Source organism: Sulfurisphaera sp. (assembly GCF_059755235.1).
In genome coordinates, this window is record NZ_DBPRYF010000049.1 from 74,460 (window position 1) to 93,993 (window position 19,534).

The 19,534-nt window shown below is 36.2% G+C and carries 11 protein-coding genes and 3 pseudogenes; 6 read left to right on the forward strand and 8 right to left on the reverse strand.

The genetic code is table 11. The annotated features are described in order from the left end of the window. Positions 1-153: 153 nt before the first annotated feature. Positions 154-4,221 carry a thermopsin gene (locus tag AC3OCB_RS10650; protein WP_498342470.1) on the reverse strand — a complete coding sequence of 1,356 codons (4,068 nt, stop codon included), beginning with the start codon at positions 4,219-4,221 and terminating at the stop codon, positions 154-156. Between the two features lie 342 nt (positions 4,222-4,563). Here AC3OCB_RS10650 and AC3OCB_RS10655 point away from each other — a divergent pair. Further along, positions 4,564-5,379: pseudogene (locus AC3OCB_RS10655) on the forward strand (IS5 family transposase); the annotation flags it as partial. 50 nt (positions 5,380-5,429) lie between these two features. Beyond that, the gene (locus AC3OCB_RS10660) at positions 5,430-6,101 is read left to right on the forward strand and encodes an SAM-dependent methyltransferase (RefSeq protein WP_498342472.1); all 672 of its coding nucleotides are present in this window, start codon (positions 5,430-5,432) and stop codon (positions 6,099-6,101) included. 603 nt (positions 6,102-6,704) lie between these two features. Here the strand turns inward: AC3OCB_RS10660 and AC3OCB_RS10665 are convergent. Then, positions 6,705-7,583, reverse strand: a complete 879-nt coding sequence (locus AC3OCB_RS10665) for a hypothetical protein (protein ID WP_498342473.1) — start codon at positions 7,581-7,583, stop codon at positions 6,705-6,707. 725 nt (positions 7,584-8,308) lie between these two features. On the opposite strand from AC3OCB_RS10665, the gene AC3OCB_RS10670 reads away from it, so the two are divergent. Further along, a complete protein-coding gene (locus AC3OCB_RS10670) occupies positions 8,309-8,782 on the forward strand; it encodes a hypothetical protein (RefSeq protein ID WP_498342474.1) in 474 nt (157 codons plus the stop codon). Here AC3OCB_RS10670 and AC3OCB_RS10675 read toward each other — a convergent pair. Further along, complete coding sequence (locus AC3OCB_RS10675; protein ID WP_498342475.1) at positions 8,779-10,044, reverse strand: RNA-guided endonuclease InsQ/TnpB family protein; 1,266 nt, start codon at positions 10,042-10,044, stop codon at positions 8,779-8,781. The two genes, AC3OCB_RS10670 and AC3OCB_RS10675, sit on opposite strands and share 4 nt — an antisense overlap. Before the next feature lie 10 nt (positions 10,045-10,054). Next, entirely contained in the window at positions 10,055-10,441 is a 387-nt protein-coding gene (gene tnpA / locus AC3OCB_RS10680; RefSeq protein ID WP_498342491.1) for an IS200/IS605 family transposase, read from the reverse strand. Between the two features lie 126 nt (positions 10,442-10,567). Between tnpA and AC3OCB_RS10685 the strand changes: the two are divergent. Beyond that, positions 10,568-11,461: pseudogene (locus AC3OCB_RS10685) on the forward strand (transposase); the annotation flags it as partial. Here the strand turns inward: AC3OCB_RS10685 and AC3OCB_RS10690 are convergent. Together AC3OCB_RS10690 and AC3OCB_RS10695 are read right to left on the reverse strand one after the other, a co-directional pair. Continuing rightward, entirely contained in the window at positions 11,432-11,845 is a 414-nt protein-coding gene (locus AC3OCB_RS10690; protein ID WP_498342476.1) for a hypothetical protein, read from the reverse strand. The pseudogene AC3OCB_RS10685 and the gene AC3OCB_RS10690 sit on opposite strands and share 30 nt — an antisense overlap. Positions 11,846-11,970: 125 nt before the next feature. Further along, positions 11,971-13,248 (reverse strand): DUF973 family protein, encoded by a 1,278-nt coding sequence (locus AC3OCB_RS10695; protein ID WP_498342477.1) that lies wholly within the window; start codon positions 13,246-13,248, stop codon positions 11,971-11,973. An 867-nt stretch (positions 13,249-14,115) separates the two neighbouring features. On the opposite strand from AC3OCB_RS10695, the gene AC3OCB_RS10700 reads away from it, so the two are divergent. Continuing rightward, positions 14,116-14,415 carry a hypothetical protein gene (locus tag AC3OCB_RS10700; RefSeq protein ID WP_498342478.1) on the forward strand — a complete coding sequence of 100 codons (300 nt, stop codon included), beginning with the start codon at positions 14,116-14,118 and terminating at the stop codon, positions 14,413-14,415. Positions 14,416-14,853: 438 nt separating this feature from the next. On the opposite strand, the pseudogene purE reads toward AC3OCB_RS10700, so the two are convergent. Together purE and AC3OCB_RS10710 are read right to left on the reverse strand one after the other, a co-directional pair. Continuing rightward, positions 14,854-15,300, reverse strand: a pseudogene (gene purE, locus AC3OCB_RS10705) (5-(carboxyamino)imidazole ribonucleotide mutase). 386 nt (positions 15,301-15,686) lie between these two features. Beyond that, positions 15,687-17,201, reverse strand: a complete 1,515-nt coding sequence (locus AC3OCB_RS10710; RefSeq protein ID WP_498342479.1) for a B12-binding domain-containing radical SAM protein — start codon at positions 17,199-17,201, stop codon at positions 15,687-15,689. A 1,698-nt stretch (positions 17,202-18,899) separates the two neighbouring features. On the opposite strand from AC3OCB_RS10710, the gene AC3OCB_RS10715 reads away from it, so the two are divergent. Continuing rightward, on the forward strand, positions 18,900-19,523 hold the full coding sequence (locus AC3OCB_RS10715) for a hypothetical protein (RefSeq protein WP_498342480.1): 624 nt from the start codon (positions 18,900-18,902) through the stop codon (positions 19,521-19,523). Positions 19,524-19,534: the final 11 nt, after the last annotated feature.

The window sequence follows — 19,534 nt, forward strand, 5'->3', positions numbered from 1 at the left end:
TCTTTCATAACTACTCTAAATAGAGCGTTTAAAACAGTTGTTAAAACCTCAACTTCGTTAATGCGACTTTCAGTGCCCGGGTCATTTATCACTGCTTAAGCAACAATTTCCCAATAACTATTCCCTTAAAAAAGTCGTGCGGTTTAAAACAAATTACTTTCTTCTTCTTATGAAAGCGACTACAACTCCTACTATTACCAATATTATTCCTATGACAGTAGCATAGAAGACATAGTTTGGATGTAGCGCAAGCGTTTCAGTTATTGGCGAGGTGACAGTTATTGTAGTTCCCGGCGTAACATTGTAAGTCCCTACAAACTCTCCAACGTCATAGATTGGGACATTTGCAGTCAGAGTGATTTTCTCTCCCTGAGTAGTCCATTCTTGCTCACCATTTATAGTGACTAGGAACTGCTTTATCGTGCTTATATTTACTATTACTGGTGAATTAACCGTAAATGACTGTGGGGAAATTCCAGTCATAACATACCTTTCGTTATTGTTATAGTAAGTATAGTTGATCACATGAATTTCTGTCCCTTTATTTATCCATGAGGAATTCAAATACGTCTCAGTGCCATTAATTATAGCTTTTACTGGTATTGGTGAATTTATTTGGATGTAGTACTGCTTTATCACACTCACGTTTACTGTAATTGGGGAGGTCAAGTTTATAGTTTCTGATGGTGAAACTAACACAATCACATATCTTATGTCATTTGACATATAATATGATATGTTTTCAATTTTTATCTCTGAACTGACGTTATACCAGCCAGAATCTAAAGTTACGTTCTTTCCATTAACTAAGGCATATAATGGTATTTTAGAGTTTACATTGACGTAGTACTGCTTCACAGCAGTTATATTTATGGTGATTGGAGAATTAACTGTGACCTTTTGCGATGGCATAATACCGAGCATTAAATATCTAACGCCTTTTGTCGGGTAGTATGTTAGATTCTCGATGTACATTGTGGTGTTTGCATTATACCAACCACTCTTTAGAGTTTCGTTTGCGCTGTTTATGACTGCATATACTGGGATCTTGGAGTTGACAGTAACGTAGTACTGCACTGCCACCTTTATCTCTACTGTTATTGGAGAATTAACTGTGAAGTTCATTGATGGCTTAACAGTTAATATGAAAAACCTTACGCCCTCTGCCGGATAATTTGTAACGTTTTCAATGAAAATTGTGGTGTTAGCGTTATACCAACCACTTTTTAGAGTTCCGTTCACACCGTTAATCGAAGCATATACTGAATATGGTGAGACTAAAGTAACGTAAAATTGCTTCTGTACGTTTATCTGAATTGTCATTGGTGAATTAACAGTAACATTAGCAGAAGGCGAAACTGAGGAAATTACGTATCTCACTCCTTGTGCTGGGTAATATGATATGTTCTCGATTTGAATAGTTGCCCCTGCGTTATACCAATTGCTAGTTAGACTTTCATTCTTACCGTTAATCAAAGCATAGACTGGTATGGGTGAATTAACTGTAACGTAGTACTGCTTCACAGCAGTTATGTTTATTGTGATTGGAGAAGTGACCGTGATCCCTTGTGACGGCTTAATTGCAACTATTACATACCTTATATCCTTTGCTGAGTAATAAGTCAAGTTCTCAACTTGGATACTAGTATTAGCGTTATACCAGTTATTTACAAGGGTCTCGTTCTTGCCGTTAATCAGAGCATATACCGGTATTGACGAGTTTACTTGAACGTAAAACTGCTCTGCTGTTTTTATCTCTATTGTTACTGGCGAGTTTACAGTTATCTTCGTTGATGGCTCAACACTAACTATAGTAAACCTTACGTCCTTTGCTGGGTAGTAAGTGAAGTTCTCAACTTGAATAGTAGTACCAGAGTTATACCAACCGCTCTTTAGTGTTTCATTTACTCCGTTTATGATAGCATAGATTGTGGTCTGTGAATTGACTGTCACTGTAACGTAAAACTGCTCAACAGTGCTTATCGTTATTGTTGTTGGTGAATTTACAGTAACAGTTGCAGAGGGAGAGATTGATGTGATGACGTATCTCTCACCAGATGAAGGATAGTATGTTATGTTTTCAATGGAGATTGTAGTACCAGAGTTATACCAACCGCTAGTTAACGAAACATTATTTCCTCCTATTATTGCATACACTGGGATTTGTGAATTAAGCGTGACATAATACTGCAGTGTGTAATCAACTGTGATTGTGTCAGAAGAGGTTACAGTCCCTTTGTAGTTTGTTGCAATGATCCTTTCCCCTCCTACAGTGACGTTTTGATAGCAGTAAGCAGAGTTATAGTTTACCCATGCTTGTGCGGGTAAACTTACCGATGTTTTACTTGTAAAGTTGTAGTAAGTAACTGTTGGTGGTGTTGATGTCCACTGTCCGTTAGTTACTTGATATTCAAAGTTTACTAGTACTTGCTCATAGTATGTTGCTCTAACTGTGGTATCATTCGCTTTAATGACGCCAGTAACTAAAGTTTGTGTTGCCCACCTTGTGTTGCTTCCTTGGCTTATTATTTGCTGGAATATGTAAACAGTGCCCGCTGGAACAGTTATAGTCTCACCGTTGTAAGTTCTGATCGTATTTGTAGTCCCATTGGGGAATGTTAAAGTCACTTGTGGCTGTTGAGGCAACTGCTGACCAACAACGTTGTATTCGAAAGTTACACGGTAAATTGGTATTTTTACGATAATCGTGAGTTGTTGCGTTACGTAAAAGCCAGGGAAGATCGATGCGTTTACAGTCACAGTGTAAGTGCCAGCTTGAGTTGGGGAAATAGTTAAGTCTATAGTGTCTTTCCCGTTTACGTTCACTGTCTCTTGAGTAAATGAAGTCTTAACGCTTGAGGGTGAAACAGCGTTTACCGTTACAGTCCCATAAGCGTTTATCGTTATGCTCACTGTGCCATTCTCGTCGAGGTATAGAGTGGCTTGTGTTTCATTAAGAGAGATTGAGAACTGAGTAGTATCTGTTGAGACGCTCTGCCCTGCCCCTGCATAGATGTTTGCTTCTGCGACTGCTTGACCATTTTGATAAACTAAAAATGCATATTTCATGGGGTATAAAGTCAGTGTTGCTTGTCCACCAACAAATGGGACTTTATATGCTACTTGTGTCGCTTGCGGATATATCAAGTTGTAGTTGTAAATGTAGATATAACCTTGATTCACGGGAGAATAGATAGTTAGTTGTACAACATTGCATGGGCTCCACAGTTCTTGAAGGCTTGGTGTCTGACCAACTACTAGTTTTGCATATAATTCCCCATTTGATGAGTTAACATAAAGCTGAGTGTTAGCATTAGTTACAGTCTCTGCAGTATCATATCCAACTGTGTATGCATATAACGGTTCTTCAAAGTTGTGCCCATTCCAGTAGAACAACTGGAAGTAGACAGTCCCGCTCTGTATGTTTGCATATGCCCCATTGTAAGGCCCGCCTATAATTAATGCAGCATCATAATAGATACCACTAGAGTCAGAAGTAAGCCCGGGTTGAACCAAGAAGTAAACATTAGATGCACCAGTAGCGTTTGTTACTGTTACAACGTCGTAGTTAACCCAGCCGTGACCATAGCTGTACCAGAAGTAAATCACTGGCTGACCTTGACTGTTAGTAGTTACGTTTACAAGAAGGTAAATAGTTGCTGGCAGACTTAAGGTTGTGTATGAAGCACTGTCTGTGTAAGCATAATAAGTAACAGTGTAACCATTCAGTGTCGTTTCATATATTCCTCCATTTCCGCGTACACCAGCTATATTTGCATATGGAGTGGTTGCATTCCAAATATTATTTCCAACATATACTTCGTCGTTTTGTGTGTTGAAAAACGCAACATCTTGAACCCATAGGGCATATGTATTCCCGTTATATTCATAGTTCAGCACTACGTTCAATTGAAAACTGACTGAGTTAGGAGCGCTTGTACAGTTAGATGTTGCTGAAAGAGAATCAACAGTTACTATGCCAAGCCACTGCGTGGTCTCTATTGTGTATGACGCACCAGAGAAACCTGTTGGATTGCTTCCATAGGTTGCAATTCCTACTGGTTCACCGCTTCCAGACTGAAGAGTTATTGAGGGTGGCGATATATAATGCTGTGGTATTAGGGGCTTTGCTGTTGCTGATTGTATGTACTGTACTGTTATTATTGGTGAAATTATTTGTAATAGGAAGAGGAGGTAGATTATTAAGGGAAGCGCTTTCATTACAATAAAATTTTTTGTTTAGTATATAAGTATTACGGTTCTAGGTATTCCGATGCTTTTCAATAGACTTGAAAATACAAACTTACCTACTATGATTTTCCGTTGAGCAGCAATTAGATTTTTCTTAACTTTTTTCTTATACATTAGCTCTGTAGAAATCCCTAATAAAGCATTTATTTATTGAAGGTATTACCGTATTATGACTTACCGTATTATTGCAAGATTACCTAAATTCGTGAAAAATCACTAGAATACAAGTTGGTAAAACAAGCAATAATTACATCAAAAAGAGTTCTCCCTCCTTATTCCTCCAAGTTCTCAAAGAGATAGTATAAACAGTACCAGCTCTTTGTCATATTGCTGTATAAAGCCTGGGCAAACAAAAGTTATAGAGACGTCATCGAGATATTATCTTCTAACCCCTCCTTCGTCACCCTCTTGTCCCTCTCTGATATACCCCACTTTACAACAATCCAGAAGTTCTGCAAGAGGATAAATGAAAAACTCATTCCTTCTGTCTTCAACAAGGTTGCGAAGTCTTTCCTAGGTCTGCTGGGAAGTATAATCATTATTGACAGCACCGGCTTCTCCTTGAACTACCACTCTTTTTATTACGACAAGAGGCTTAACGACTTTGGTAGGAAAGTGAGGAAGAAGTACGTTAAAGCAACAATAATTGTTGATGAAAAATTGCAGATAGTAGTTGCATTTGACGTCCATTTTGGTGAGATCCACGATTCAAAGGAGTTTAAGAAGACGTTGGAAAACATGGACAAGGAACTAGTTGGTAAGTTCAGACTCATCATTGGTGATAAGGGGTATGACTCAGAGGAAAACCACGTTATTGCCAAAAAGCACGACCTTCAAGCAATAATACCAGTTAGAAACGAGGATGTCCCAATACACCGAACAAAAGGGGAAAACAGAAAGAGGATGAAAAGGCATTTGCCAGAAGATTACAATAGAAGGCCAATAGTTGAGACAGTGCATTCAGTAATAAAGAGGAAGAGCGGTTCTTTTGTTAGGTCAAAGATCCCAGAGTTGACTGAAAAGGAGATTGCGTTAAAGATAATAACGTATAATATAAGGAGAACAGTAATCATAAATAATTCTATATTTATTTTCATTGTTTTTAGGTTTTCTACAGAGCTATTTTAAGGGAAAAATTTTATAATAAGAGAAAACGCATAATATAGTTAGGGTTTACAATGTTTTATATAGTTGGTGTTGGCCCCGGAGATCCAGAGCTAATAACTGTAAAAGGCCTTGAAACAATAAAGAAATGTCAAGTTATCGCAGGCTGGGAAAGTATCATAGACTTATTCTCTCCCTATTTAGAAGGTAAGAAAGTGATTAAAATACCAAAAGAAGAGATGGACTATAAGTTCGAAGAGTTATTTAATTATGCAAAGACTACAGATGTGGGGTTTTTACATCGAGGCGATATTTTTGTTTCTGCTCGTCATCTTTTAGAAAAGATCAAGAAGGGATGTGAGAAATATAATATACCTCTTGAAATAATTCCAGGCGTTTCCTCTGTTATTAAGGCTTTACACGTGATTGGGAAAGATCTATCAGAAGTAATATTCTTAACTTTTCAAGGCGGAGGAAACAAGAACTATGACGACATAGCGAAGTTTCTAAGTACTGGCAGAGGTTTGCTAATCATGCCAAGTCGTCCCCCAGAGGGAGTAAAGAATATTGCTTTAAAGTTGAAAGAGATTGGCTGTAATAGTGTTACATTAACAATTATGGAAAAACTCACATATCCGGATGAAGCTATCCATTATTATACTGTAAATGATGCAATTATTAAGGATCTAAAACTTAACCTCCCTATAATAGTTTATGTTCCTCCCTGTCCTTCTGATATCCACTAGTAAATTGTTTTATAAGGTAGAGAATATAAATTTAAAATACATGAAGTTGAGCGGCCTTTATATCTTTTCATTGATTCTCAAACTCCTATCGTAGAACGTCCTACTTTTACAGACTGCGTATGTTTAATCTAAGCTCTTCTCTTACTCCTTTTATTCATCTACCTTTATTCTTGGGTCCAATATTCCATTAAAGAATAGTCATTGATGCAATTAAAACAGAAAAATAGATATGTTTTAAAAAAAGTATTTTCCGAAACTCACCTTACCTTACTTTCTTCTTTTAAGTAATGCCACTGCTGCTATTATGATTATTAATATTACCACATGATTTTTTTATTATTTTTAAGTTTTCTATGTAGCCGATTTTAAAAATTCTTCACTTAGCTTTTCTCCTAAGGGATAATGATACAGAAAGAATAATCAGCCATAACTATCGAGCGAGGGATAATAAACTAAAATCAATGGTTTGGACTCATTAAAGATAAAAAGTCACTGTAACATCTTGTGCTGATGCAACTACAATATGCTACTTATTAGATATCATTAACCCTGGAACTAGCGTAAGCATAAACAATGTTAAAATAACATGAACTAGAATCCTATTCATTTTCTCACCCTCCTTAAAACGAAATATGCTACTAAGACAATCACAACTATAGCTATAATGATATAGATCATTGACTGATTATTACGAGAAGTTATTGTAGATATTAAGCTTACAGTTTCGCTGTGTTGAGTTAGCGTTGTTGTAGTGTTTGGCACTGGGATACTAACAACCGTGGTAGATGGCAAAGTCGTTGTGGTCGTGGTACTAGTTGTCATTGTAGTAATTATCGTGGTAGTAGTGCTATTCGTTGTCATAGTATTTACTGCCGGAGTCGCAACTAGTATCACTGGCGTTGAGTTATTGATGGTGTATTGATAGTAATAGTCATTAAAAAACAGACCGGCAAGAGTTTCGTTAACACAGAATTCCTTGCCATAATAGATCTCAACTGTTGAGTTGATGGGGGCTACAAATGTTGCTGAGCTATTGTCAATGTTAAAGCCTGTAAAGATAACTGTGTCGTTAAAGATTGCGATACTTAAATTAAGGTTTCCCTCGTTCAGTATTGTGACCCTTGCGTATTCTGATGATGGATATACAACGTTTGAGACATTGAAGTAAACGTTTAATGTAGTGTTCTGTGTTATACGATACATCAAGAATATTTTTGTTACAACTGTCCCTTTGCCAGGCCAGAATGATTTGTTAGAGAGTATGAGGGCTGGATCACCAGCAGGGACTTTGAAAGTGGTACTCTCGTTTATTACGGTGGAGTTATTTGGTATTATAACTGTTAAATTTCCATTGCCAGTGATGTTAATTGTTAGTGTTACATACCGTGTTGTAGCTTTTGCTACTATTGTTTTATCATGGAGAGTTATTGTTGTAGCTATTGCTATCATGAGCACTAACATTATAACTAAAGCTCTCTTCATTAATAAACAATAATTTCGTGGAAGTAATATGCTTTTCGGTGCTATATAAAGAAAACATTTTAGTTACTACCTCTCATGTAAATCTTCTTTTATGAAAAGGAAGGGAAAAACGAACCTATTAAGCTAATAAGTGGCTAAGACATGAAAAACTTCTTCTCTTAGGCTTTGCAGATATTTCTCTCTAACAATCATAAGTTAAACTTATTGCTAGACAACCAAATTATCAGTTTCCATGTTCATTGCCACTCCCCATCTTATTCAAACAGAAACTTTACAAACTTTTCAAACTTGACAACTATCTTTTTACCAACTGCTTTTCCTCCAACCGAATGCGCTACTTCTTCTACAGTCATTTTTTTTGTGTAAACTTTTATTCACAGCTCTAACGAAACCTTGGGTGAGTATTACTTTTTCACCTCTCACTACAGCCCGCTGGAGCAGATCCGCTTTCAGAACGAGCCTTGTGTAGACATAAAAATCAACAACCCTCATGTAGATTGGCAAAATATAGTCCGGTTTTCTAATGTTATTTCACCTAACTCCTTATCATAGCTCAGCAGATTATCGAGAGATAAGTTTACCTTTAAGTCCCCTGCTTTATCAATCATCTCATCAATCATCTCCTTGTACTTATATTTTCCGTCACAATAATTAAGGAAGCCTCGCTTTTCAAAGCGGGGAGGAGACTTGAAAGTTTATAAATTTGTCTTCTTTAATAATACAATGTGGGTACAGTGGGCAACTCTCAAACACCTCTTCTTAAAAGCGACTCTCTCCTCTCTTCATCTTCTACGCCCACTGCACCCAAGAAAAAACAAGATGGATTGGTTAGAACAAGTGAAGTAAAGCTGAAACCTGGCAAAAAACAAGAGGAGCAGTTAAAACTCTTATGTTCAATCTCATCAAAGTTGTGGAACGAAGTAACTTATGTTAGAAGACAACAGTTTTTCACTAACAAAGTTGTTGATTTGAAGGGAACTTACAAAGAGTTTTACGAAAAGTACAGCGAACTAATAGGTTCTGACACGACACAAGCAATCCTCAACAAGAATAACGAAACGTGGAGTGATTTCTTCAAAGAACTGAAGAAAAAGAAAGACAAGGAACTACCTGGTTTTATTAAGAGAGTTAACCCTCCTGGTTATAAGAAGAAAAGTAAAATTAGAGAGTTGTGGACTCTGACCTCCTCCCCGCACTAAAGTGCGACGATTCCTTTAGTGCGTTTCATAGGTTTGGTGGTACATCCTACGTTCACCACCAGGCTGGGTCTCCAGCCAGTTACCCCTATCCCCTTCCGAGGACTTGGGGTTATGGATTTTCTCAAAATGTTAAAAGCACCAACTACATCTGCGTTGAATACTTTGTTTAACTTGAAGCATTTAAAGAGTCCTCTGACAATCCTCTTCCCACAACTGTCACCGTGAATAGGACATGTTGTTGAGGTGTATGCCTCATTAACTTCTTCAACTTTTATTCCATACTCTTCTGCAACCTCTGTCAGCCTTTTTATCACATAGCCATAACTCCATACGTTGGTGACGTTAAAATTACCTTTCTGTTTGGCAATATACTTAGGATAACCTACATAGATTGTTGAAACTCCGATGTTATATAGCCACTCTATGACTCTTCTAACTTGAGTGTCTATATAGCTCTTAGCCTGTCTTCTTCCCCTCTCATGGGTTAGTCTGAGCTTACGCGTTGTCTTAACACCTAATTTGTTTATTTCACTCTGATACTCAGAGACTTTCTCCCTAACATAGTGTACAATTGACTTTAGAGGTCTACCATTCACTAACGCTGATGTTCCGTCTTCAACATAAATAGCCATTAAGTTATTTACTCCTAAGTCGATACCAGCCCTCAGGCTACCTTTAGGTGTTAAAGGAATTTCTCTCCAAATACCTCTAACAGCCTTCTCTTCGACTTCAAAAGAGATGTGTGCATACCACGTTTTTGTATCTGAGTCATAATGGATCTCTAATATTCCTTGTTTTCCCTTCAGATGCACTAAACCAGAATATTCTACTTCTATCCTGCCAATTGCTCCTAACCATTTGATAACGATTTTATTTCCCATGATCTCGTACTGATCATTCCTTATCACAACCCACAGTTTCCTAGTTTTTTCTCTCTTTTTGTAACTTGGTGGATTAACTCTTTTTATAAAACCAGGCAAACCTCCTTCTTTCTTTTCCTTTAACTCTCTGAAGAAATTGTTCCAAGCTCGGTTGTTCTTATTTAGAACTTGTTGGGCTGTGACAATACCTATTAGTTTCTTGTATTTTTCTTGGAACTCTTTATACGTTGTTTTTAGATCCACTTTTTGTTTTCCGAAAAACTGCATTCTCCTCGAATAATTAACCTCATTCCACAACTTTGACGCTAAACTACACAGAGCTTTTAACTTAGCTTCAGCATCTTTATCTGGTATTAATGAAACAACGCTAGTCCTCTTCATTTTTCAACCACTACTCCTCAACATACTTTTTAATAATATCAGCAGTAACATTGCCTTCTGTTGCTACAAAATAGTCTCTAGTCCATAACTTGCCATGCTTAACTCTAACTTTAAGTTCAGGGAACTTTTGTAGAATTTTCCTAGCACTCTTACCTTTAAGATACTTTACTACATAGGCTGGGGCTAGTCGTGGAGGACATAGAACAAAGACATGAACGTGGTCTGGCATAACGTTTAGAGCTAGATTTTCACAGCCTAGTTCATTGATGATCTTATTTATGACCTCTTTAGTATATTCGGCAACCTCACCTACGAGTATATTCCTACGATACTTTGGAATCCACACTAAGTGATAGGCACACCAGTACTTAGCATGTCTTGTACTTCTAAACCTCATCCACGCTTGAGAGTTGTCCTCCACAGTTAGTCCCTAGAATATATTAAATGACTCGGGGTTTATAAGTTTTCATCCCCGCCTTGAAAGGCGAGGCTTTCATTTTTTGTAGTAAAGAACAGACAATACAAAATCACGGAAAATAAAATCGTTATTAAAGGGTTGGGTGCTGTAGGTCGGATAGAAGTTGAATATTCGGGACTAGTACATCTGAAGGGAAAGCAAGGACAATTAGAAATTCATTATGACTCAGACACTAAGACGTGGTATGCTCATATAACCTACACGGCGACTGAGAAAGCTGTTAGGGGTGTTTGGAGAAAAGTTCCTCAAAAGCCTAAGGGAAATCTAAGGGCTGGAATTGACTTAGGTGTTAACAATCTGATGGCTATTTATGTTGAAGACGGGACATCAGCTCTAGTTAATGGAAGACCAATAAAGTCAGAGTCTCATTATTGGAGAGAAAGGATTGCTAAGTATCAAAGTAAGATAAACAAATATGGAGTTAAGATAGCACACAGATTCAACATCATGTTCAAAACTTGGAGGAAAAGGGTCTGGCACTACATAGACACTCAAGTTAGAAGAGTTGTTGAATGGCTCTATGAGAAAGGAGTCTCGATTATCTATGTCGGTCATCCCAAATACATAGCTCAACGGAAAGGTAATTTCAATGTGACAAATGTATGGAGCTACAAACAAGTCATAGACAGAATCAAAGAAGTTGCCGAAGAGTATGGAATAACTGTAGAGGAAGTCAATGAAGCCTATACATCATCGACTTGTCCAGTTCACGGTGACTCATGTGGGAAGAGGATAGTCAGAGGATTATTTAAGTGCTTCAAGTTAAACAAAGTGTTTAATGCTGATATAGTAGGTGCATTCAACATTTTAAGAAAACATATAACCCCGAGCCCCTCACGGGATAGGGGTAACCGGCTGAACACCCAGCCTGGGGTTGAACAAAAGGATGTAACCCCGAACCTGTCCGCTCTAACAAGAGTGGGAACCCTCGCTCTTTAGAGCGGGGAGGAGGTCAGTGTCCTTGAAGTTCTCCAAGAACTTTATTAGCCTTGTTGGGTAATCTTTTGGGAGGCTGTATAGAGGCAAAAGGTTTTTCACATTTACTCTTGATTCGAGTGGATCTTCACTTTTCTCAACAACTTCCACGCTGTCTATTGCGAACCCTTCTCTCTCCCATCTCCCAACAAAGTATATTACATCCCCAGCGGAAAATGAGGTGTCTGTGTTCAAAGTTGCTATCAAGAGATATAACTTTTTATCATCTAAAACCTCTGGTAATGGAAGTATCCCTACTCTTTTCCCATCAACAAATACCACACACGCAGTTACTCTGAATGTCTTCTTTAATGCCTCTTCTATGTACTCTGGGTTGGGCTCTGTCATCAGTACAATGTCTTTTGGTATCGCTAAGCGGAACTTACCTATTAAGGGGTTAATTGCACTAAGGAGAGTGTAAAGCCTATAGTTAGCTATCCTAACAAAAACTAAAAGTTAAAAGAAAAATTATCTTATTCAACAAGTACAACCACTTCAACCGTTATTCCATCACTCAATGTTAATGATATAGTATATACTGTCCCAGGCTGTAAATATTGATCTACAGAAGAACCGAAGTTAATAGTTACTGTGTTAATTCCAGCAGTTAGCTGATAATTAGTGATTGAGGACGTGTTGGCAGTATATGTTGTGCCAACTATTGAAGCACTAACTATTTCAACGCTTTCAGTGCTATGTAACGTTACAACAGCAGTACCGTTCTTATATATCACTCCAGTCCCAACTTGCGTTACTGGCGGTTGCGGTAGTGGTGTTGTGCTTGTATTAGTCACCGTGAAGCTAACATTAACTAACGGGGCATTGCCTAGTTCAACTATCGTACCTCTAAAGCTCATTGATGTTACACTGTCATTGAGATTATAGTATATAGACACGTTCATCTTGTAAACGCCAGGGGATAAATACACTGTATTGTTGTAAATCAAAGTTGGTGGTAGGAAGTACGAGAACCCTACTGGAACTGATATGCTCTCTGTCGAATTAGATAATGTTATCCATAAATAGAACGCTTTGAAGTCTTTTTCTAACTTCGTTGTATTAAGCATTTTTAGTAAGTACTCTCCCCCACTGGTTATTGTTATCGTTGATAAATTTGAAAAGGGTCCACCAGACACGTTGCTCAATTCACCTATGTTGATGAAGATTGGCTTAACATAAGAGGATAGATTTTGGAAAGTAGTTGGTTGAGTTTGTATTTTGAAGTTTACAGTAATCAAGGAGCTGTTCCCCATCTTGACAGAAATGTTACCAAAATCAACTGGGGTGACAGTCTGTTTAACATAATATGACACTCCTAAAGTCAAATTGTAAACTCCGGGAGATAGAAATAGATGGGCACTGGTATTAATTGGTATGAAGAATGTTGAACCCCATCCAATAAAAACTGTCTTATTCATTGTTGAGTTAGAAAATATCATTAGTACGGTAAACAGACTAAAGTCTTTCTCTATTCCTTGGTAGTTTGTCAAGTTAAGCGTGTAATTTCCTCCTTTACTTACTGTAATATCTTTAGAAGTTCCAATTGATGCCAGGTCATTAGGGTATAGAATACCTAAGTTGAGGTTATTAACTGAGCTTGGCTGAATAGAGGAACGTGTAAGAGTCGTGGGCTGTGAGGAAGTGTATGTTGAAGTCTGACTCACGGGACTTGGTTTACTTACTATATACCATGCTACTACTGCAAGAACTACTGCAACTATTGCTATTGTAGCAATAATAATTTTATTCATAGAGAGAAAATCATCGATCCGGTATTTATTTTTTACTCAAGGTAAAAGTGCTAGTTTCCTTATCACTTTCATTTTGTGAGGTAAGTAAACATTGTGTTCATGATAGAAAGTTATTACTCTAATTGAAAAAAGTTGACCGTATTATTGTCAGCAGTAGTGATTTATTATGACAGCTCTACTCTATGCCGACCTTTCTCCTCTTTCCTTAAAATATAAAGTGTTTGAAACTAAAGCGTTAACAAATTAAAAGTAGTTATCTTTTTTACTAGAGCTCGATGTATAACTGATAATCTTCAAGCTTGACGAAAAGAGAAATGAAAAACCATTTCCATGTTATTTTAAACATTAAAAAGTCGAGAGAGAATTTAGAAATACTTCATTAAAAATTGGAAAAGAGCTCAAATGTAAAGAATAATAACTAGTTTGGACTTAAATTATCTTGTCATATTTAACCAGGCTCTCGTGCAACTGCATTAACTTATTTCCATGAGGTCTTCAAACATTTTTTCGTATCAATGAAAATTTTAGGTGGATAGCACCTCTCCTAGTCAAATTTGACCGTGTGTTGCTTTTCGTCACTATGAAAATCAACAGTAAAATTTTATAAAGAAAATGAAAAGTCTACTAGCAACAAAGAATCAAGTGCGTTTTTCTTATTTGTTATACTAATTCTTAAGGAAACTCACTACTTTTCAGTTAGCTCACATTCCTCAATAAATTCAAATCGTGGAAGAATAAAATATGAGTGTTGTTTCACCTTGCAGTGTTAAAATATTTAACTACTCCCCTAAAAATGATCAGCTTAGAGCCAAATTGTCTCTCAACTGGCAGATGTAAACACAATTTATTCGTAACTACGAAAAAGAAATGAGCAAAAGAGCTTTGGAAGGGCTTGTCTTTTTTCTTAACGCTGAAAATAGAAAATTGGTAGGCAAAGAAAAAGATATATACTTGAAGAATTACTATATAACAATGCCGTCTAAAACAGTTCACTCTGGGCTTCTAAAAACTGCCCTATCTGAGGGAACTTGGAATCACGTAAGCAAAATTAAGAATTATTTAGTAGATCACATAGGAGATCCAGATAGGGATGGAATGAAAGACACCATATATAGTCTTGTGTTGGAGGTCTTTTGCGGAAAAAGTCATAACAAGTTGGGTATTTAATTTGTTTAAATTCTAGCTTTAAATTTTTGATTCTGCATAGATTTATTGAAAACTTTTAATCTTGATATTTCTCTTTTATGATTTTTCTCTTAATGTTAATTGATTTCTACATATGTATTTAACTAAAATTTAATTCCTAAAAATAATCCCTTTTCATAAGGATAACTGTATTTTAAGACAATAAGTACGACTTCTGTCTTCTCATTTAGAGAATTAACCAAGTGATAGTATGATCATTAACCTTAGAACAAGGATTTAGGAGCATGTATATCTAGTCTTAAAGTCTGTGCACTATCATCAACAGCTTAGATCCCAATCTGAAATAGCACTCGTTAACTTACCTTAAAGTAAGATCTCGTAACTTACTATTCATTTCTAATTTAGTACCTTATGCAACGGTTAAATTCCTTGAGTTTATAAAGCCTAGAGGTAAGACTTTTACCTATTCTTCATGTCCTCCATGAATTTCTTAACTTTTTCAGCAATATAAGGATATTTTATTCCCAAAATCCTTAATGCTAGAAGGGCTGCTTTTTTGCATTTCCAGTAGCTACTGTAGCAAATGGAACCCCATAAGGCATTTGAACAATGGAAAGGAGGGAATCTAAACCATTAAGATGCTTAGAAGGTATTGGAACTCCTATTACTGGCAAAAATGAGGCTGTCATACCGGGCAAATGTGCGGCTCCACCAGCTCCAGCAATAATAACTTCAATCCTCCCTTTGCTCTGCAGTCTTTGCAGACTCAACCATAAACTCTGGAGTTCTATGAGCTGAAACAACTCTAGTTTCAACTTCAATACCAAATTGCTTTAGCAATTCTACAGCCTCTTTCATGTATTCCCAATCAGATTTACTACCCATTATTACAGCTACTTTAGGCATGTGGTATATGAAAAAAAGGAATATTTAGAGTTATTTTTGTTTGTATGTTATTTCGGGATAAAATTCTTCATTGCTCAGTATTTACTAAGGTACAACACATTTATACAAATTTTTTAGTTTTACAATTATATTTTGTCTCTTAGCAGATATATTTGGCTTCGGCTTTTAGGAGTCAGAATTGTAGTACCATTAACGCTAACAGAAGAAAGGTTGTGTTTTAGTTCTGAGCCTGAACAGAAAATTTTCTTTGTAATTCCTAACAACTTTGAGACAGCTAATGTTATAATGCCCTATCAAGACAGAGTCGTATTTAGTTGCTTACACTAAAAGAAAAATCTAGTTTCAAAGCCACTATAACAGAAAAGGAAGAAGCTTTCTAATTTAACTTATTCAGTCCTTGAAAACGCTAATCTAACTAACATGAATATAGCCCAGACTATTCCATAGAAGTTATTGAGGTTTATGTCTTTATAATCAAGGGCCGATTTACCCTTGGTTTCTTTAAGCTTTTCAAAATACCACTCAATACTTCCAAAGACCTTATCTATCATATAACTCACTATCCTCCCAATTATTGGATTTCCACTATAGTTAGCTATACCATCTTTTAGTTTTCTAGTAATGTATAAATCATACTTCCACGTAATGTATAACAAATCCCAATATTTGCTTGGCATCCTCTCCATAGCTGGCAATGGGTTATCCCTTATCTTACTCGTCCCCATTGGAATTACTGGCAGAGGGAATATCCATGCTGTTGGCTTGTGGTCTAAAATATACTCTACTAGATCTATTGACTGTTGAACATCTTCGTCAGTCTCCTCTGGATAGCCAATTGTCATTGTGTAACAAGGGAATATGTAATTGTCATTCATTATTGCTGTGGCATCTACGATTAAATCCTTCCAGTCCCTGTATCCCCAGGGATGTGCTTTCATCTTCATGTATTTATTAAAAATCTTCTCACTACCAGTCTCTAACCCCACTACTGGGGTTACTGCTTTATCTTCGCTCCACTCAGCTATCTCGGCCATAGCCTTAACAGTTCTAGGGCTTAATTTCACTGGGGCAGCTGAAATATGGGCAAAATTTATATAACCAGCACCCAAGTTCTTCAATTCCCTAAATAGCTTAACTATTGCGTCATGATTTACCTCCCTTAGATTTCTAGCGTCATACAACATCATATCATCTGTTATTAATGTCACATCCTTAATTCCAGCGCTCATATTCACCTTAACTTCTTTAATAATATAGTCTAAGGGGAAGGAAATGAATGTGTCTGGGGTTACAGGGCAGAACCAACAACCTCTTGGGCAACCTCTAGTGATCTGAACTTCCCCACCTCTTGCAGAGTTAATTATTGGCGGAATATCTTCAATCTTCTTAGGATATCTCGCCTTTACAACTCTAGGCAAATTCCCACTTTTATCTTCAATCTTCTTAACAATTTCTGGGAAATCGATCTCTGCATGTCCAATGAAAACAATATCAACCCAGTCTGGGGTTTCTCTCTCTAATTGCCATGCCCCAGGGCCACCTACTACTACCTTAAATTCGTAGCTGGTTTTTAACCTCTTAAGCTTCTCCCCTAGCTCTTCAAAGTATTTAGCAGTCCATGATTTCCCACCACCTAAAATCATGCTTAAATGAGCGGTTACAGGCTCGATTCCAAGAGGGTCATGTGTGGTTATTCCAACAACCTTAGGGTTATGTTTTTTAATAAGCATCTCAATTTTCTCTGGGGGTACAACCGCAACCTTAAAGCCCTTACTGGCTACAACTGCCTCTACTTTCCTAAGAGAATATGGTGCGATAATTGCTTTTCCTTCTTTATCTGAAGGTATTGGGGGTGTAAATATTTTGCCCATGAACATTCTAGGCACCAATCTATAAGGCATACAAGCAACATAGCCTAGTGGTGAAATTCCACCATAATCAGTAAAGGTGCTCCTATCAGCAGTTAAAACTACATCATAGCTTATTTATATCACCAAGAGTAATTATTTGCATGCATATTTTTAAGTATTTAGCAGTCTTAGGAGTAAATAGTATAGATTAAACATAAAAACTAGCTGAGAATTACTCTATAAATAGTTAATAATTAGCTGGTTCCTGAAATAACATTTAATCTTTGAAATTTACAAAAATTTATAAATAAAAGATTAAAAACTATTTATGATTAAGGATTTGAGTAAATAGCTTAGTTAGTGAGCAACTTAAGCATCTTGATAGCTCTGTAGAAATCCCTAATAAAGCATTTATTTAAAGAAACTTTGATGAATTTATGATTTATCTTATTATGATAAGATCCCCTAAATTTATTGAAAATCACTAGAATATAAATTTATTAAACTATCTATAATTATATCCAAATAGTCTTCTACTTATTCCTTCAATTTTCAAAGAGGAAGTACAAGCAGTATCAGCTTTTTGTCATTCTTACCAAAAAGGAAGTTTTGGTCTTGGTTGAAAAGCTGAAGAACGCACTTAACAGTGAAGAAAGTGGAGTCCCCCAAAAGAAGTGTTGGAAGTCGTAGATTCTATTAATGGATTGTATTAAAAACAGCTAATTAATAGGGAAGAGGTCTATCAGGAGAAAATATTCCTTAAGTTAAAAGAAAAACGTTTCGGATCTACTCGGCCTTTTTTAACTTAATTTGTTTCTTTACACAAATTACTAACAGTGATATATACAAACCTTATTGTCGAAAAAGTATAACCACATAATGAGATAATATTTGATATATAGATGCGAATAATTCATAGAAAGAATCATTTCCTTCATAAAAATGAACTTAGTCTTTTCTATAGGTAAGGTTGCTTTATCGTAGCTTAATCTCTTAGCCTTCATTCATTGTAATACCCCATCTTACCTTTTCTGCTACTTTAATTTTCGGACACTTTAACCTCTTTATGCGTCAACATTAGAGCATAGATATTCTCATTAACACTAACACCTAATGTTTTCGTCCCGATAATGGAGACATGAGTAAAAGGCTTTGAATCGAGTCATAAAATAAAAAATGACTGTATTTTTCTCTGTTGTCTTTCAGATTGTCGCTTTCTACTATCTCTGTAAAGTCCACGAAGAACTTTTTATCAAGTCTCTAACCATAATATTAACGTTCAAGTTATCGATAATATAAACTCATTTGTTGTTAGTGTCATGACGCCAAACACCTAGATGGTTTCTCTTTGGAAAATTAATCTGTACAAAAAAGTTCACTTTAATTAGTACAACTCGATAAACACCTTCTCTGATATTTAGTTTAAAAATATAGAAACTATGGTAGGGTCTGATTATGTTAACCATCAGACATCGTTATCAAAACTTTTATATACATGGTAATTGAAAATAAGAGTAGAAGAAATGATTAATTTCCTAAGATGAATTGATAGAAACGCAATAAATATGCCTAGTATTGACATATTATAGGGTTATTTTACCTATAATGAGAAATTTTTAATTCTGATTTTTTATAGATCCTCAACATGATATCATATCCGCCATAATATCTATATGGTGATTTAATCGTAAAAATAAGGATAGATAACTTTAAATATGAGAAGATATATAATTATAGGTGTGATATAATTTGCCACTACTAAGCATATTAAGAGAGAGATACAACTATAAGAATTTTTTAAAAGTAAGTGTAGTTTTTTCAAATCCAATTAAAGTAAATAAGACAGCTAATTTTGAATATGTGCCACTAAGGCCTATTGTATCCAATAAAGCTACTGTTGCTAACCTAGTGAATGGGGCAGCTAGAGTTTCCCCTCAAGAACTTACATTATCGAGAACGTTAGAAGACGGTATTAAAGAACTTCTAGAGGTAGATCCCGCTGATGGAAAATGCAAGAGAGGTATTTGCGGAAAGCCCGACTTTCTTAAAGACGGATTCCCTGGAGAGATAAAGAGCTTTAATAGAAGGATAAAGCAACACGTTCTAGAGACAGCAATTTACCAAGCAGCACTTTACGCATGGCTATATGACACAAGGTATGCATATCTAATTTTAGCAATATATGAACCAATTAACGACACAGAAGCAGAGATAAAGGAAATAATAGAAATCAAGCTACATTTAGAATACATTGATGAAAAGAAATTAATGTTAGAAAAAGAAGAGGCTATTAGCAAACTGTTAGAAAAAGAGACATCAGAACCAAAAGAAGTCAACAACGGAGAGCCAACTTCTACCCAGATAGCTCACTAATTTACTAGACA

Excerpts from the sequence above, each read along its gene's own strand:
- AC3OCB_RS10650 (WP_498342470.1), bottom strand. The coding sequence starts at position 4,221 with ATGAAAGCGCTTCCCTTAATAATCTACCTCCTCTTCCTATTACAAATA.
- AC3OCB_RS10710 (WP_498342479.1), bottom strand. The coding sequence starts at position 17,201 with ATGCCTTATAGATTGGTGCCTAGAATGTTCATGGGCAAAATATTTACA.
- AC3OCB_RS10665 (WP_498342473.1), bottom strand. The coding sequence starts at position 7,583 with ATGAAGAGAGCTTTAGTTATAATGTTAGTGCTCATGATAGCAATAGCT.
- AC3OCB_RS10690 (WP_498342476.1), bottom strand. The coding sequence starts at position 11,845 with ATGACAGAGCCCAACCCAGAGTACATAGAAGAGGCATTAAAGAAGACA.
- AC3OCB_RS10695 (WP_498342477.1), bottom strand. The coding sequence starts at position 13,248 with ATGAATAAAATTATTATTGCTACAATAGCAATAGTTGCAGTAGTTCTT.
- AC3OCB_RS10660 (WP_498342472.1), top strand. The coding sequence starts at position 5,430 with ATGTTTTATATAGTTGGTGTTGGCCCCGGAGATCCAGAGCTAATAACT.
- AC3OCB_RS10675 (WP_498342475.1), bottom strand. The coding sequence starts at position 10,044 with ATGAAGAGGACTAGCGTTGTTTCATTAATACCAGATAAAGATGCTGAA.
- tnpA (WP_498342491.1), bottom strand. The coding sequence starts at position 10,441 with ATGAGGTTTAGAAGTACAAGACATGCTAAGTACTGGTGTGCCTATCAC.
- AC3OCB_RS10700 (WP_498342478.1), top strand. The coding sequence starts at position 14,116 with ATGAGCAAAAGAGCTTTGGAAGGGCTTGTCTTTTTTCTTAACGCTGAA.